General features: G+C 66.0%; 13 protein-coding genes and 1 pseudogene. 4 read left to right on the top strand and 10 right to left on the bottom strand.

Going from position 1 to position 13,899, the window contains the following annotated elements:
* Positions 1-128 precede the first annotated feature (128 nt).
* The gene (locus tag AC3FMM_RS28925) at positions 129-1,631 is read left to right on the top strand and encodes an ISNCY family transposase (RefSeq protein WP_414249619.1); all 1,503 of its coding nucleotides are present in this window, start codon (positions 129-131) and stop codon (positions 1,629-1,631) included.
* A 134-nt stretch (positions 1,632-1,765) separates the two neighbouring features.
* Here the strand turns inward: AC3FMM_RS28925 and AC3FMM_RS28920 are convergent, their stop codons facing one another.
* The 5 genes and pseudogenes from AC3FMM_RS28920 to AC3FMM_RS28900 form a co-directional block, all read right to left on the bottom strand.
* Entirely contained in the window at positions 1,766-2,497 is a 732-nt protein-coding gene (locus AC3FMM_RS28920; RefSeq protein ID WP_488687833.1) for a hypothetical protein, read from the bottom strand.
* A gap of 293 nt (positions 2,498-2,790) precedes the next feature.
* Positions 2,791-3,174: a hypothetical protein gene (locus AC3FMM_RS28915; protein ID WP_473703956.1), complete on the bottom strand. Its 384-nt coding sequence runs from the start codon at positions 3,172-3,174 to the stop codon at positions 2,791-2,793.
* Positions 3,175-3,297: 123 nt separating this feature from the next.
* Entirely contained in the window at positions 3,298-3,864 is a 567-nt protein-coding gene (locus AC3FMM_RS28910) for an Hsp20/alpha crystallin family protein (RefSeq protein WP_115714242.1), read from the bottom strand.
* A 105-nt stretch (positions 3,865-3,969) separates the two neighbouring features.
* Positions 3,970-4,047 (bottom strand): annotated as a pseudogene (locus tag AC3FMM_RS28905) (Hsp20/alpha crystallin family protein); the annotation flags it as partial.
* A 261-nt stretch (positions 4,048-4,308) separates the two neighbouring features.
* Entirely contained in the window at positions 4,309-5,175 is an 867-nt protein-coding gene (locus AC3FMM_RS28900; RefSeq protein WP_116314406.1) for a LysR family transcriptional regulator, read from the bottom strand.
* A 108-nt stretch (positions 5,176-5,283) separates the two neighbouring features.
* On the opposite strand from AC3FMM_RS28900, the gene AC3FMM_RS28895 reads away from it, so the two are divergent.
* The 3 genes from AC3FMM_RS28895 to AC3FMM_RS28885 all read left to right on the top strand — a co-directional run bounded on the left by AC3FMM_RS28895 (position 5,284) and on the right by AC3FMM_RS28885 (position 7,948).
* Entirely contained in the window at positions 5,284-6,597 is a 1,314-nt protein-coding gene (locus tag AC3FMM_RS28895; RefSeq protein ID WP_115713279.1) for a DUF3422 family protein, read from the top strand.
* Positions 6,598-6,640: 43 nt separating this feature from the next.
* Positions 6,641-6,826, top strand: coding sequence for a hypothetical protein (locus AC3FMM_RS28890; RefSeq protein ID WP_147299341.1), 186 nt, complete (start codon positions 6,641-6,643; stop codon positions 6,824-6,826).
* A gap of 195 nt (positions 6,827-7,021) precedes the next feature.
* Complete coding sequence (locus tag AC3FMM_RS28885; RefSeq protein WP_488687830.1) at positions 7,022-7,948, top strand: LysR family transcriptional regulator; 927 nt, start codon at positions 7,022-7,024, stop codon at positions 7,946-7,948.
* A 42-nt stretch (positions 7,949-7,990) separates the two neighbouring features.
* On the opposite strand, the gene AC3FMM_RS28880 is transcribed toward AC3FMM_RS28885, so the two are convergent.
* From AC3FMM_RS28880 to AC3FMM_RS28860, 5 genes are all read right to left on the bottom strand, one after another.
* The gene (locus AC3FMM_RS28880) at positions 7,991-8,971 is read right to left on the bottom strand and encodes a Bug family tripartite tricarboxylate transporter substrate binding protein (protein ID WP_116314405.1); all 981 of its coding nucleotides are present in this window, start codon (positions 8,969-8,971) and stop codon (positions 7,991-7,993) included.
* A 73-nt stretch (positions 8,972-9,044) separates the two neighbouring features.
* On the bottom strand, positions 9,045-10,256 hold the full coding sequence (gene tcuB / locus AC3FMM_RS28875) for a tricarballylate utilization 4Fe-4S protein TcuB (RefSeq protein WP_326348485.1): 1,212 nt from the start codon (positions 10,254-10,256) through the stop codon (positions 9,045-9,047).
* Positions 10,240-11,670 (bottom strand): FAD-dependent tricarballylate dehydrogenase TcuA, encoded by a 1,431-nt coding sequence (tcuA, locus tag AC3FMM_RS28870; protein ID WP_488687828.1) that lies wholly within the window; start codon positions 11,668-11,670, stop codon positions 10,240-10,242. Before tcuA ends, tcuB begins: the two co-directional genes overlap by 17 nt.
* A 164-nt stretch (positions 11,671-11,834) precedes the next feature.
* A complete protein-coding gene (locus tag AC3FMM_RS28865; protein WP_488687826.1) occupies positions 11,835-12,296 on the bottom strand; it encodes a RidA family protein in 462 nt (153 codons plus the stop codon).
* Positions 12,297-12,331: 35 nt separating this feature from the next.
* The gene (locus AC3FMM_RS28860; protein ID WP_115682971.1) at positions 12,332-13,780 is read right to left on the bottom strand and encodes an aminotransferase class V-fold PLP-dependent enzyme; all 1,449 of its coding nucleotides are present in this window, start codon (positions 13,778-13,780) and stop codon (positions 12,332-12,334) included.
* Between the last annotated feature and the right edge of the window lie 119 nt (positions 13,781-13,899).

Here is a 13,899-nt window from a genome sequence, read left to right as displayed (position 1 = left end):
TGTTGGCCGTTTTTAGTAATGTCACCTTTGCCATGGTTAGAGATGTCACCTGAGCCTGAGTCCCCGTACGCTGCGAGTTTCGTCGGGCGCTACGGGAGGCAGCCATGCGCGAACGGGATTTGGTGACCATGAGCATGCGTGAAGTTGACCGGATGAAGGTGATCCAAGCTGTCGCCGATGGGCACTTGGCGCGCTGGCGAGCAGCCGAGCGCTTGGGCATCAGCGCCCGGCACGTCAGGCGGCTTGTTCTGCGACTGTTGGAGGACGGCCCCAGTGGACTGATCTCGCGCAAGCGCGGTCGCCCCGGTAACCGGCAATTGCCGCCGGGCCTCGAATCCCGGGTGCGTGGCCTGATTCGCGACAGCTATGCCGACTTCGGCCCGACCCTCGCCTGGGAGAAGCTGCGCGAGCGCCACGGCATCGAAGTCTCGCCAGCCTGCGTTCGCCGCATCATGATCGACGCGGGCTTCTGGGTGCCGCGCAAGCTGCGCCCGCCCAAGGTGCACCAGCCGAGGAACCGCCGCGCCTGCCTGGGTGAGCTGGTGCAGATCGACGGCTCCGACCACGCCTGGTTCGAGGACCGGGCGCCGGCCTGCACGCTGCTGGTCTACGTCGATGACGCGACCGGGCGCCTGATGCAGCTGCTGTTCGTGCCGACCGAATCCACGCCGGCGTATTTCACCGCCACGCGCGCCTATGTCGAGCGCCATGGCAAGCCGATGGCGTTCTATTCGGACAAGGCCGGCATCTTCCGCGTCAACGCCAGGGACAGCGCCGAGGGCCGCGGCTACACCCAGTTCGGGCGCGCGCTGTTCGAGCTCAATATCGACATCCTGTGCGCCAATTCGAGCCCGGCCAAGGGCCGCGTGGAGCGGATGAACGGCACCTTGCAGGACCGGCTGGTCAAGGAGCTGCGGCTGCGCGGCATCAGCACGATGGCCGCCGCCAACGCCTTTGCCCCGCACTTCATCGCCGACTTCAATGCGCGCTTCGCCAAGGTGCCCAAGCGCGATTTCGATGCGCACCGGCCGCTGCGCGGCGACGAGGACCTGGCGCGGATCTTCAGCTGGCGCGAATGGCGCAAGGTCTCGCAAAGCCTCACGCTGCAGTACGACAAGGTGATGTACTTGCTCGCGGACCGGCCCGAGCACCGGCGCCTGATTCATCGGTATATCGAGGTGGCCGAGTATCCGGACGGGCGCATCGAGCTGTGGGCCGATGGCGCTGCCCTGCCCTACACCACTTATGACCGGCTCGGCGAGATGGACCAGGGTGCGATCGTCGAGAACAAGCGGTTGGGAGCGGTGCTGGCGCTGGCTGCCAAGGTGCAGGCGCAGCGCGACGATCGCCAGCAGGCGGGGCCGTCGCGCACGCTGCAGGGTGAACCCGCTCGGCCCCATCGCGCGCCGCTGAACGTCAAGCGGCAGCGGCTGATCAACCGGCTCGATCTGGAACGCGCGCTGGCGCCCGCGCCGCTGCAGCGGAACGCGGACCTTTTAACTTTGCCCACCGCGAATCCACCGCCCCACCCTGCGCTGAATTCAGTCACGTCAGGCCAGCGCCACCGCCCTACTTCTACCCCGCAAAAGAACCCAACCCCGCACAAAAAGCACGCCCATGCCGACATTTGAATTTAGCGGAAGAGACGACCTTTCAAAACCGCCTAGACAGTAGGTGTAGTAGCTAAGCAGTAATGTCCGGTTTCAGCAAAGTTGAAATGTCCGCCCAAGGCGCTGCCCATGATATTCAGCCAGCCGGCGTCGGCTCACCACACCAGCCAGAGTCCCACGCCCAGCAGGAGCGCATGCGCGCCTAGCGCGACGTATAGCGGTTCGCTCGAGGGCGCCGCTATGTCCTGCAATGTCTTGCTGATACAGCGCGTGAGCATGGCGCGTAGCGCAGGATCCTTCACTGCGCCTTTGTCGCCCGCTGGCGGTTCGCTCGCCGCTGCGCGGCACGATTGCAATTCGGCGAGCATGTCGCTGATTGGCAGGCGGTTCAGCACGAAGGCGATCGCCGAGCGCACCGCCCGACCTTCGCCCAATACCGGCGCCAATTGCTTGCTCAAGGCGTCGACCGACAGCCAGTCTGCCGTGCGCTCCAGCGTCCCGTGCGTATGTGGCATGGCTTCGATGCGGTCCGCGAATGCAGACGCCAGGCGCTGCGTCAGGACGTCGCCGTGCGCCTCCACAAGGTGTTGCATGGCGCGTGCGCGCCCGTGTGCCACGCCCAGCACCGCGTAGACGCCCACGAACAACAGCAGCAGGACGGCTACCAACCACGGCGCAGACGTGGCCAGCGCGAAGCTGGCGCCCGCGCCCCCGGAATTCACCGCCGTGTTGCCCGGCCCCAGCAACTGGCTCAAGTAGAAGAAAAATGCGCCGCCGCCCAGCGCCATGCCGAGCAGGCCGCCGTTGATGACCGCACGGGCGAAAATCAGCCCGGCCCTGGTGCCGGTGCTAATGAGCGATGGTTGCCCGGTTGATTCTGAGGACATAGAAAATGCGGGGTTGTGAACTTGCAGGGAAGAAGGATACCGGCTCCGGGCTTCCGCCACCTGGCCAGCCCCTTGACGCATGCGTGCTGAAACGTGTCCTCGTGGCCGGCGCGGTCGCCCGCGGCGATCCCGTCCAACCGAAAGGCGGCCGCGTCATGCACGCAGCGCTTGCCCGCCGGTATGGCGCGGCACTGCCGATGCTTCAAAAACCCAGGGAAACAATGCGCCGACTGGTGACGGTGGCCGGAATGCTGGCGCCTTGCTGGGCGCGATATTGGCATGCTTCGGGAGCCTTACTGTATCGAAGGCACGATGCCCAGTTTTTCCGCCAGCATTCGCTCATAGACGCCAAAGTGCTTGTCAACGTCTGCCTGGCTGACAACCACTATTTCCATAGAGACCTGGCCGACCTTCAGCCCAAGCATCGTGGCCAACGCCAGCTCCAGGTGCGGGGCTGCTTCGCGGTCTTTGGCAAACGTCGTGCCGACGCTGACCGTGTAGGCCCTCTCGCCTTCACTGCTTACCTCGACCAGCCGTGCCGCTGCGCTGAGGTTGCTCTCAATGGCGATCCTGGCGAGTTCCGCCACACGCCGCGTCCTTTCGGTGGGGAACCCGCGCGCGCATCTCAGCCGCAGCCGATGCTTGCCCAGGGTTAGCCATTCGGAACCAAACTCCATCGAAGCCTCCTTTTGCCAAAGATGCGTACAGACCCTGGGGCCGGGGCATGCCAGAACCCGCTTCCGTTTGGCTGCTACGGTAGCGAGAAGCCGGCTGCCACCCGGCCCACTCTTCTATCCGGCTCACTTCACGTCGATTCGCCGGACCGCAGCCTGCGGCGAGCCCGACTTGGGCAAGCGCACTGTCAAAAGGCCGCGTTCGAAGCGCGCATCGACGTGGTCCAGGTCGAGGCCATCCGGTAACGGGATGCTGCGCATGAATGCCCCATATGCGCGCTCCAGGCGGTAACAGCCGTTTTCTTCGCTGCAAACATCCTGTCGCTTCTCTCCGCGCAGCACCAGCGCCCCATCTTCGATGGTGGTCTTCACGTCCTCACGCTCCATGCCCGGCAGCTCGGCCGTGATCCGCAATGCCGCGCCATCGTCGACCACGTCGATCCTCGGCTGGAAGCGGGAAGAACTGAAGTCGCCGAACCACCGGTCCAGACCGCTGAAGCCGGCGAACGGTTCATGCAGGAACTCCCCCATCGCACGCCATGGTTCGCCGGAGAACAGCCGCGAAACGTCCGGCCATTCGGAGGCCCTGTGCCGGGGCACAGGAACGTTCGACGGCTCGTCACTGGATGGCTTCTCCGCCGCCGGTCTCCGCAGGAACTTGAAGGGATTCCACTTGCCCAGATCCGTCTTCATCTCGTCCTCCATTCACGCAATGAAAAATACCTGGCCCCTCCGGCAAGAGGCACGTCGGCAGCGCGCAGGTTGGCCGAGCCGACGCACCAGCGACTGCTCCTCGCGCTATTGCACCGTAATCGCCCGTGGCTTCGAGGCTTCCTGCTTGCCAACACTGACAGACAGGCAGCCGTTGGCATAGCGCGAGTCGAGTTCGTTGAACAGGTCGGTTCCGAAGAATAGATCACTCATGGTCTTATCCTCCTGCGATGCAGCAAGGAGGCGAAGGGGCAACGCGCTACCATTCACCTGCCAAGCTGCTGGCAAACAAATAGAAACACGCAGCGCGCAACGTCGCGACTGCCTGAGCGAAAAATAAAATAGTACGGCGCCGCGAAATTTCAAGAGGGATTGCGTTGCACTCCGCCGTAGAGCGACGTGTGCTCTTTAGTGCATTTTTTGACGCTAGGCCTGCCCCGCCCCCGCCCGCAAGTCCGTCATGATCTGCTCGGCAAGGAACTCGCAGGGCGGCCGCTTCGACTTCGCGCTGCGGGCCAGGATCAGCTCGAGCGGCGGCAGGTCAGGCAGGCCCTGGGCCTGGCCCAGCACGGTCAGTTGCGGCGGGATCGCGCAGCGGGCCAGCGCGGCCACGGCCAGGCCGGCTTCGACCATGCTGAGCAGGCCCAGCAGGCTCGGGCTCTCGTACGACGTGCGATGCGCGATCCGAGCGCGATCGAGGCTGCGTATCGCGTTCTCGCGCGCCACGCTGCCGGGCATGAACACGGCGATGGGCAGCGGCCGGTCCTCCCACACTTGCGGCCCGTTGGACATGGCGGCCCATGCCATCGGCTCATGGCGGATGAAGTCGCCGGACAAGCCCTTCACGCGCGTGCCGCAGACCAGGTCGACGGTGCCGTCCTTGACCAGTGGCGCGAGCGCGCTGCTGGGCAGGCCGACCACCTGGATCTCTACCTTCGGGTACGTGGTCGAGAATTTCTTCAGCACCGATGGCAGCAGCGACGACGCGTAATCGTCGGGCACGCCGATCGCCACCTTGCCCGTCACCTCCGGCCGCACCACCGCCGCCCAGGCTTCGTCTCGCAGCGCCAGCATGCGGCGGGCGAAGCCCAGCAGCACCTCGCCCTCGTGCGTCAGCACAATGCTGCGCGGCCGCCGCACGAACAGCGGGCGGCCCAGTGCTTCCTCGAGTGCCTTGATTTGCATGCTGACCGCGGATTGCGAACGGTTCACCGCCTCCGCGGCCCGCGTCATATTGCCGGTCTCGGCGACGGCGATCACCGTGGCCAGCACATCGTGGTCGAGCGTCTTCATTGGTATCAGGAAAACTGAACGTAACAATCAATATTATGCGTTTTTCTTGTTGAAAACGGCGTGCGATATTCGGCAACAGCAAACAGGATTCCGCCCTCCCCTCCGAGCATGGACAACCCAGCCGCTTCCCTCCTCGTCGACCACCCGCTGCGTGCCTCCCTGGTCGCCGAATTGCACGCCCGGCCCTTTCTTCGGCTCAGCGGCAGCGTGTCACTGACCCACTACGCCATTTACTCGGACGAGGATCCCGCCATCCATGAATATCTGGTGCGCACCTTGTGCGAACAGACCGGCATGGCGCTGCCTGCGGACGGGGTCACGCACTACGCCGTGCAATCCCCGTTCGGCTGGCATCTGAAATGGGAGCGCCACACCGAGTTCTCCACCTTCACCTTCGTCAGTCCGCGCGACGACACCGATTACTTCAACGACCTCGCCATCGATGGTGTTCCGGCAGACTGGCTGAGTCTGCTGGCCGGCAAGCGCTTCCATGCGGTGCGGATGGAGTTGCTGTCGGGACAGGCGGCGGGCGCTGTCAGCGCGAAGCTGCGCGAATGGCTCGACGGGCCGGTTCTGGTCGGCAGCGATGTCCTGGGCAGCGGCAAGGTCTACTGCGACTGGAACGTGCGGGCCGATGGCTATATGCGCATCCTGGCGATCGACGAGGACTTCCGCGAGGAACAGGGCGGCAGGCTGCTGCAACGGCTCTACGAGATCGAGACCTATCGCATGATGGCGTTGCTGGCGTTGCCGGTCGCACGTCGCCTGGGGCGGGAGCTCGACGACATCCACGCATCGCTGCAGGAACTGATGCGCGCCATGGACGCGCGCCGCGCCGGCGACGACGATGCCGAACTGCTGGATCGGCTTACCGAACTGGCCGTGCGCGTGGAATCGCTGTCCGGGCACAGCGGGCGCTTCAGCGCATCGCGCGCCTATGAGCGCATCGTGCTGGCGCGCATCCATGAGTTGCGGGAACAGCGCATCGAAGGCATGCCTACCATCTCCGAATTCATGGAGCGGCGTTTCGGTCCCGCCATGGAGACCTGCCGCAGCGTCTGGTCGCGCCACGAACAGATCGCGGCACGGGTGGCGCGCGCGGTCGACCTGCTGCGCACCCGCGTCAACCTGGCGCAGGAGCGGGATGTCACCAGGCTGCTGGCCGGACTGGAACGCACCGCGCGCAACCAGTTGCATCTGCAGCATGCGGTCGAGGGGCTGTCGGTCGCCGCGATCTCGTATTACGTGTTGTCCATCGCGGCAGCCGGGTTGAAGGCATTGCATGTCATCAAACTGCCGGTGGATCCCGAACTGGCAGAAGGCCTGTTGATCCTGCCGGTGGTGCTGATGGTGTTCGGCGTCATCAAGCGCAGCCGGACCCAGAAAACCCACGATGGCGCTGTCCACGCAGGCCAGGCCTGAACCATCATCGACCTCAAGTGCTTACCATCGAGAAAAATCGCCCATGAACGCCGTCACGAGCATCGACCCGTCTCTTGCATCTTTGCTTCGAGCTGTCCGCCAGGCGCCGCAGCCTGGCTCGCATCGGGTGATCCGGGCCGGCAGGCAAAAGACCCCCACGGAAGTGCTGACCGACAACTCGAACGACCGGCCGGACGTCGCAACGATCGCGGTACTGGGCTACAACTGAAGCAAAAAATGCCCGCCGGGATCCCGGGCGGGCCGGTACCCTGCTTCAAAACTCGCCCGGACAGTTCTGTTCCCTGCTCCCATCCGCGCAGGCCCCTGCCAGGTGCTACCATTCGGCGGCATGCCGCACGCAACCACGGCCAGCCAATAGTCCGTCGCCGCGGCGCTCGCATAGTGCGATGCCACCGAATACTCCATGGAACTGCGTCAACTCCGCTATTTCGCCAAGGTCTGCGAACTTGGCAGCTTCGGCAAGGCAGCGCTCGAACTGGAGCTCGCCACCTCCGCGCTCAGCCAGCAGATCAGCCGGCTCGAGCGCGAACTGTCCACGCGCCTGCTGCAGCGCCAGTCCACCGGCGTGGTGCCGACCGACGCCGGGCTGGCCTTCCTGCGGCAGGCCCAGCTGACGCTGCGCCACGCCGATGATGCGGTTCGGGCCGCGCAGCAGGCGCGGCTGTCCGGCCATGTCAGCATCGGCCTGGCTTCGACTACCGCCGCGGTGCTGGGCGTGCCGCTGCTGCGTGCCATGGCTGCGCGCTATCCCGACGTGCGCGTCCACGTGGTCGAGGCCTTGTCCGGGCACCTGAGCGAGATGCTCAATGCGCGCCGGCTGGACCTGGCCATTGTGTTCCGCACCGAGACCGCGCGCCGCTGGAGCGTGACGCCGCTGCTCGACGAGAAGCTTTATGTGCTTGGGGCTTCGGGCCTGCCAGGCCTGCCGAAGGGTCAGCGCGCCCGGCTCGCCCAGTTGGGCGAACTGCCGCTGATCCTGCCGAGCGCTACCCACGGCCTGCGCGCCCTGCTCGATGCTGCCTTTGCGCGCGTGCGCGTGACGCCAAACGTGGTGGCGGAGATCGACGGCCTGTCGCTGCTGATGGATGCGGTGCGCGCCGGCTTTGGCGCCACCATCCAGCCGGGCGCAGCGACCGCGCGCCTCAATGATCCGACGCTGGTCCGCTCGCTGGTGGTCGACGCCCAGGTCGGGCGGCACAATCTGCTGGCGAGCCTTTCCGATGATGAGCTGTCGCCTGCGGCACTGGCGGCACGGGTGGTGCTGGCCGATACCGCGCGCAGCCTGGTGCGCGAGGGCTCGTGGTTCGGCGCCACGCTGCACAAGGATTGAGGCCGCGACGGCGGCGCTGCCGTCCCGGCCTGATCGCCGGCCTCAATCGACCGTGATCTTCCGCTCCCTGACGATCGCGCCCCACTTGGCGCTTTCCTTCTTCATGAAGGCGAGCAGTTCCGGCCGCGTGGTCGGCTGCGGGGTCAGGCCATGCTTGGTCAGGGCATCCTTCACGCCGGCGTCGTTCAGCACCTTGACGATCTCCTGGTTCCAGCGATCGAGGACTGGGGCCGGCGTCTTGCCCGGAGCCACGAAGGCATACCAGTTCAACGCCTCGAAACCGGGATAGCCGGATTCCGCTACCGTGGGCACGTTTGGCAGATACGCCGGCCGCACCGGGCCGGTGGTGGCCAGCGGCACCAGCTTGCCGGCCTCGACCTGCGGCATTGCGGTCGGCGGTGCCGCGAAGTACGAGGTCACACGCTGGCCAAGCAGGTCCTGCAGCGCCGGTGCCCCGCCCTTGTAGGGAATATGGACCATCTCGATGCCGGCGCGCTGGTTGAACAGTTCACCGGCAAGGTGGGAGGCGGAGCCGGCACCGGTCGACGCGTAGTCCACCGCTCCAGGCTTCTTCTTTGCCAGCGCGACCAGTTCGGCCAGGTTGTTCACCCCGGCGCCCTTGTGCACCACCAGCACGTTGGGAAAGTTCACGCCGCCCGAGACCGGAGCCAGATCCTTGAACGGATCGTAAGGCAGCTTCATCAGGTGCGGCGCGATGGTCAGCGGGCCGATCGAGCCGAACAGCAGCATGCTGCCATCGGCCGGACCGCGCGCCACCAGCTGATGGGCAATATTGCCGCCGGCACCGCCGCGGTTGTCGACGACGACCGGCTGGCCCAGGTTGTCCGCCAGTTTCTTGGCGATCAGCCGCGCGGCCGCATCGGCGGCGCCGCCGGCAGCGAAGCCAACCACCAGCGTGACCGGCTTGCCGCCGGCGATAGGTTGCGCTTGCGCAGAGCCCGATGAGAAGGAAAAGCAGAGCGCGGCCAGCAAGGGTGCGCGCAGGATCAGTCGACGGTCCATTGAATCGGTCTCCGTATTGTCGTTCTGGAAAGGGTCTATGGAAGGGCGTGGGGATTGGCCAAGCCTCGGCCGCTCAGTCCGCCCCGAGCCCGACCGGGTTCGGCCGGCGCTTTTCCACTGCATGGCGCAGCAGCGCGGCACTGCGGAACACACCGTGCGCGAACTTGCCGTAGGGCATGGTGGCAAACAGCGCCATCACCGCGCCCAGGTGCAGGCACAAGAGCATGGCCAGCGCCGGCGTGCCGCGGCCCAGCCACAGCGCCAGGCCGCTGGTGGCGGTCAGGAACAGCAAGGCGATGAAGCCCAGGTCCATCGGCCGCTGGCCGTGAGCGAGGTGCAGGCGGTGACGTTGCAGGTTGAGCCAGCCGAGCCCCGCGGTGCCGATCGCGAGACTGGCGCCGCCGAGGGCACCGAGCACCTTGGGCAGGCTCGGCAACTCGTATGGCGCATGCCAGCCGAGCGCATAGTGATAGATCGTCGCCACGGCGGTGGCGGCAAAGCACAGCACGAAGCCATAGAACGTCAGGTGATGGAAACGCCGGCGCGACAGCGTGAAGGCGTCGTCGGCATTGTTGCAGCCCGCACCGTGGCCGCCGTCGAGGTATTTCAACCGCAGCACCGCGGCTCCCGCCTCTGCCGCCGCCGGTGCGCTCACTGGCGCGCCGCTGGTCGCCGGGGTGACTTCGCGCCAGAACCTGCGCACGCCCATCGCCAGCGCAAGCACGACGAAGCCGAACACCGGCGCAAACATCGACACCAGCAGGTTGTGCGGGAACAACGCGTAGAAATTGCCGCTGGCGGGACCGCCCCACAGCGTACCGTTGAGCGCCACGGCCAGCAGCAGGAACAGGGTCAGCGCGAGCGCCAGGGCCAGCGACACGGTCAGGCCATTGCGCCGGTACAGCTTGCCCAGCACTGGCGGCCAGGCATAGTCCTGGTAGGTCTGGCCCCGGACCTCGGCCATCGCCACCGGCACATTGACGGCGAACTCGTGCGGCGGCGCGTACTGGCAGGCGTGCAGGCAGGCCCCGCAGTTGTGGCACAGGTTGGCCATATAGTGCACGTCGGCGCGGCCAAACTCGAGCCGCCGCGTCATGGCGGGAAACACCGCGCAGAAGCCTTCGCAATAGCGGCAGGCATTGCAGATCTGCAGGATGCGCGCGACTTCACCCTCGGCAGCGGTCAGCGGCAAGACGGGATGGATCGGAATCACGCGTCGCTCCGCCCCGCCCACGCCTTGTGCGTCGGCACGAGCCTGATCGACCAGCTCAGCTAGCGATGGCATTGGACTGCTCCATGTCGAAATCGGGATGTTCGAAGCCGCAGGCACGCGCGGCGCCCACGCCGGCGATGCGGCCGAAGGCGGTGCCGATCGCCATGCCGACGCCGGCGGTATAGCCCTTGCCCAGCACGTTGCCGGCCATCATTTCGCCGGCGACGAACAGGTTCGGGCTGGGCCTGCCATTGAAGTGGACCTGAGCGTTCTCGTTGACCTTGAGGCCCAGGTAAGTGAAGGTCACGCCGGGACGCAGCGCGTAGCCGATGTAGGGCGGCGTGTCGAGCGGCCGCGCCCAGTGCGTCTTGGCCGGCGCGATGCCCGCGGTGGCGCAGTCGTCCAGCACCGTGTGATCGAAGGTGCCGGGCCGGCAGGCGGCGTTGAAGGCCTCGACGGTCTGCACGAAGCTGGCTTCCGGCACGCCGAGCTTGCGCGCCAGTTCGGCGAGCGTATTGGCGCTGGTGCCAGGGAACACCGGCGGCATGAAGCGGCCGATAGCCTTCTGGTCGATGATCGAGTAACCGATCTGGCCGGGCTGCTGCGCGACCAGCCGCCCCCAGATGGCGTAGCGCTTGGGCCAGAAGTCCTCGCCCTCGTCGTAGAAGCGCTCGCCGTCGCGATTGACGACCACGCCGAGCGAGACACAGTCGATCCGCGTGCAGATGCCGCCGTCATAGAGCGGAGCACGCGCGTCGATCGCCACCATATGCGCCTGAGTCGGATCGCCGATCGCATCGGCGCCCGCGTCGATCATATGGCGCAGCAGCACGCCCTGGTTGAAGCGCGTGCCCCGGATCAGGAAGTTGTCCGACGGCCACTCGCCGCGTTCGTTCTGGCCCCAGGCTTCGCGCAGCCAGTCCCGGTTCGACTCGAAACCGCCGGCGGCCAGCACGCAGGTCCTGGCCTGGATGCGTTCGCCCGCAGCGGTCACGGCCGCGACGAAACGGTCGCCGTCGCGCTCGATCGCAACCACCTGCGTGTCGTAGCGGATCTCGACACCAAGCCCCTCGGCACTGCGGAAATAGGCGTTGACGAGCGCCTTGCCGCCGCCCATGAAGAAGGCATTGGTGCGCGCCACATGCAGCGCGCCAGACAGCGGCGGCTGGAAATGGACGCCGTGCCGGCGCATCCAGGCCCGGCAGCGCGACGACGCACGGATCGTCATGCGCGCCAGATGCTCGTTGGTGATGCCGCCGGTGACCTTCAGCAGGTCCTGCCAGTACTCCTCTTCCGGATAAGCATCGACCAGCACATCCTGCGGCGCTTCATGCATGCAGCGCAAGTTGCGGGTGTGCTGCGAATTGCCCCCGCGCCATTCGCGCGGCGAGCCCTCCAGCAGCAGCACCGAGGCACCCGCCTCGCGCGCCATCAACGCGGCGCACAGCGCGGCATTGCCGCCGCCGATCACCAGCACATCTTTCATGGGGGAATCTCCTTGTGGGCTCGACTGTAAGCAGGGCCCGAAGGAGACGAAAGATGGTGGTGGTTAAGGCGTGTTCAGTTTTTGTGAAGGGTGGCGGCGACCGAATGCCAACAGCGGGGACGGCCGAAACCGTACCCCGCTGCCCTCTTCCTGCCGTAACACCCTCAGGGCTTGACCGCGATCGCCCCGATCTCCACGGCAACGTCGCGCGGCAGGCGCGCGACCTGGACCGTCGCCCGTGCCGGCGCGACGCCGGTGAAGTAGGTCCCGTAGACCTCGTTCATCTTGGCGAAGTCGTTCAGGTCCTTCATGTAGACCGTGGTGGAAACGACGTCAGCCATGGTCATGCCGTCGGCCGCCAGCACCGCCTTCAGGTTGTCGAGCACCAGCCGGGTCTGGGCTTCGATGGGTGCGTCCTTGAGCAACTCGCCCGTCTTGGGGTGGATCGGGATCTGGCCGGCAAGATACAGCACGTTGCCGGCGCGGATGGCCTGGGAGTATGGACCGATGGCCTTGGGGGCGTCGGCCGACGCGACGGCGCGCAGCGTGCCGCCGTGCTGGGCGCAGGCCGACAGCGAGGCCACGCCGCAAAGGGCCGCGGCAATCAGGGTGACAGATCGTTTCATGGGCTTGGCTCTTGTCGTGTTGAACGGGACCGGGGTTACGCCATGGCGCCGGACAGGGTCCACATCGATTCCACCAGCCGGTCGATGTCGTTCGCGTCGTGCCACAGGTGCGTGGAAATGCGGATGCCATAGTGCTGGGCCGGCGCGCCGATGACCTCGAAGTTCACCGAGCGGATCACGAAGCCCGGGGCGAAGTCGCTCAGCATGCGGTTGACGAAGGTCGTGGCCTTTTGCTGGTTCATGGCATCGTCGCGATTGCGGAACGGATTGAAGCAGGTCAGCGCGGACAGCAGCTTCGGATCGTCCTTGGGCGAATACAGCGACTCGACGCCCCAGCGCTCGACGATTTTTTCCTTCAGGTACGACGACAGCGTCAGGTCGTAGGTCTCGATCTTCTTCCGGCCGATGGTGTCCCACATCTCGCAGGCGCGCGCCAGTGCGCGGAACATCGGCACGTGCAGGCTGCCGCAGGACGTCACTGTGGCGGCGATGTCGTAGGCGCCGCGCGGCTGCCTGACGTAGGAGCTGGTATGGATCGGATACCACTCCGGCAGCGGCAGCGGATTGGATGGGCGCATCTTGTTGCGGATCACCAGGATGCCGGTGGAACCCGGTCCGCATTGCCACTTGTGGCCGGCGCCGGACATGAAGTCCATGCCCAGCGCGCCGTAGTCGTACGCCATCATGCCAGGCAGGTGGGCACCGTCGACGATGCTGATCAGGCTGTGGGCCTTCACCACCTGCATCAGGTCGGCGATCGGCAGCATGGTGCCGGTCTTGTAGGTGGGCGACGACCACATCATCGCGCGTACCCGCTTGCCCTGCCCCTTCAGCGCGCGGATGCGCTCGTCGAACAGCTGGACGTAAGTGCTGGCGGTCTGGTTGTTGCCCACCGGCAGCGCAATGGTCGAGACCTCGATGCCGTAGCGGTCGACCGCGATATTGAGCGGAGTCAGGCCGCCGCCGTGTTCGTGGTTGGTGGTGACCACCACGTCGCCCGGCTCCCACTTGATGCCGAGGATCGCATGGCACATGCCCGACGAGGTATTGCCGGAGAATGCCACTTCATCGCCATCGACGCCGAAGCCCTTGGCCACCGCGGCGCGCAGGTCGGCCAGGTTGCCGTAGCCGCTCGATGAATCGGCGGCCTTGGCGAGGTTTTCCTGGCCGAAGACATCGAGCACTACCTTGGGCATCGAGCCGCCGGTACCGATGTTCATGTAGACCTTCTCGGGCTTGAGCACGAACATGCCCTGCACTTCATTCCAGAAGGCCTCGTCCTGCGCCAGCTGCGAGCGCAGGTCGGACGATGCCGCCGAGGCGTCGTCCGAGCAGGCGCTGATCAGCGGCGCCAGCGCCAGCGAGCCGGCGCCGTAGGCCAGCATGCGCAGGAATTCGCGCCGCTTGGGTGTCCACGTCGCCAGCGCTTCCGGATGCGGTGGCGTTGCGACAGCCGTTATCTGCTTTTGCTTCAGCTCGTCCATGGTGCTCTCCCGTTGTGTCCAGCGATCGGCGTATCGACGCATCTGCGTGCCCGGCGCCTCTTCTTCGAAAAAAGTCTACGCAAACAACGGCCGCGACAGCAGCACGACTTTCCCCTACG

This window comes from Cupriavidus sp. 207A1, from assembly GCF_057798955.1.
This window is presented reverse-complemented; position numbering and strand designations above follow the sequence as displayed.

What these genes read in the sequence shown, in the direction of transcription:
- AC3FMM_RS28865 (WP_488687826.1), bottom strand. Translation starts at nt 12,296, where the DNA reads ATGAAACGATCTGTCACCCTGATTGCCGCGGCCCTTTGCGGCGTGGCC.
- AC3FMM_RS28890 (WP_147299341.1), top strand. Translation starts at nt 6,641, where the DNA reads ATGAACGCCGTCACGAGCATCGACCCGTCTCTTGCATCTTTGCTTCGA.
- AC3FMM_RS28925 (WP_414249619.1), top strand. Translation starts at nt 129, where the DNA reads ATGAGCATGCGTGAAGTTGACCGGATGAAGGTGATCCAAGCTGTCGCC.
- AC3FMM_RS28885 (WP_488687830.1), top strand. Translation starts at nt 7,022, where the DNA reads ATGGAACTGCGTCAACTCCGCTATTTCGCCAAGGTCTGCGAACTTGGC.
- AC3FMM_RS28915 (WP_473703956.1), bottom strand. Translation starts at nt 3,174, where the DNA reads ATGGAGTTTGGTTCCGAATGGCTAACCCTGGGCAAGCATCGGCTGCGG.
- AC3FMM_RS28900 (WP_116314406.1), bottom strand. Translation starts at nt 5,175, where the DNA reads ATGAAGACGCTCGACCACGATGTGCTGGCCACGGTGATCGCCGTCGCC.
- AC3FMM_RS28910 (WP_115714242.1), bottom strand. Translation starts at nt 3,864, where the DNA reads ATGAAGACGGATCTGGGCAAGTGGAATCCCTTCAAGTTCCTGCGGAGA.
- tcuA (WP_488687828.1), bottom strand. Translation starts at nt 11,670, where the DNA reads ATGAAAGATGTGCTGGTGATCGGCGGCGGCAATGCCGCGCTGTGCGCC.
- AC3FMM_RS28895 (WP_115713279.1), top strand. Translation starts at nt 5,284, where the DNA reads ATGGACAACCCAGCCGCTTCCCTCCTCGTCGACCACCCGCTGCGTGCC.
- AC3FMM_RS28860 (WP_115682971.1), bottom strand. Translation starts at nt 13,780, where the DNA reads ATGGACGAGCTGAAGCAAAAGCAGATAACGGCTGTCGCAACGCCACCG.
- tcuB (WP_326348485.1), bottom strand. Translation starts at nt 10,256, where the DNA reads ATGCCATCGCTAGCTGAGCTGGTCGATCAGGCTCGTGCCGACGCACAA.
- AC3FMM_RS28920 (WP_488687833.1), bottom strand. Translation starts at nt 2,497, where the DNA reads ATGTCCTCAGAATCAACCGGGCAACCATCGCTCATTAGCACCGGCACC.
- AC3FMM_RS28880 (WP_116314405.1), bottom strand. Translation starts at nt 8,971, where the DNA reads ATGGACCGTCGACTGATCCTGCGCGCACCCTTGCTGGCCGCGCTCTGC.